Source organism: Bradyrhizobium sp. Mp27, from assembly GCF_029953005.1.
GTDB classification, from domain to species: domain Bacteria; phylum Pseudomonadota; class Alphaproteobacteria; order Rhizobiales; family Xanthobacteraceae; genus Bradyrhizobium; species Bradyrhizobium barranii.
The window spans coordinates 1-490 of the sequence record NZ_JASAUS010000625.1 but is presented as its reverse complement, the minus strand read 5'-3'; the positions used below and the strand labels follow the sequence as shown (position 1 = coordinate 490).

1 protein-coding gene is annotated in these 490 nt (G+C 68.2%); it reads left to right on the top strand.

Features of this window, described 5'->3' with window-relative positions; all coding sequences use genetic code 11:
* The coding region (locus QJT78_RS52060) for a transposase (RefSeq protein ID WP_281460937.1) at nucleotides 1-490 on the top strand (490 nt) is incomplete at both ends.

Below are 490 nucleotides of genomic sequence, written 5' to 3'. Positions count from 1 at the left end.
CCGCGCCGGCACGGCGCCGTCCAGCCGCCGGACCAGGCGCGCTGCCCGTGCCTTTCCCGCGCACCTGCCGCGCATCGAGCAGGTGATCGAACCCGAGAACCTCGAGTGTCCCTGCGGCTGCGGCCGGATGGTCCAGATCGGCGAGGATCGCTCCCGCCGTCTCGATGTCATGGCCGCCCAGTATCGTGTGATCGAGACGGTGCGACCGCGCTACGCCTGCGCAAAGGGCTGCACCGGTGTTGCTCAGGCGCCGGCGCCCGCCCATCTCGTGGAGGGTGGCATCCCCACCGAGGCGCTGCTGGCGCAGGTGGCGGTCGCCAAGTTCAGCGAGCACATGCCACTCTATCGTCAGTCGCAGGTTCTGGCTCGGCATGGCATCTTCATCGATCGCGCCGTTCTGGCAGACTGGATGGGAACGGTCGCCTTCCACCTCGCGCCGCTGGTCGAGCGCATGAGCGTCGTGATGAAGCAATCGGGCCGCTTGTTCATA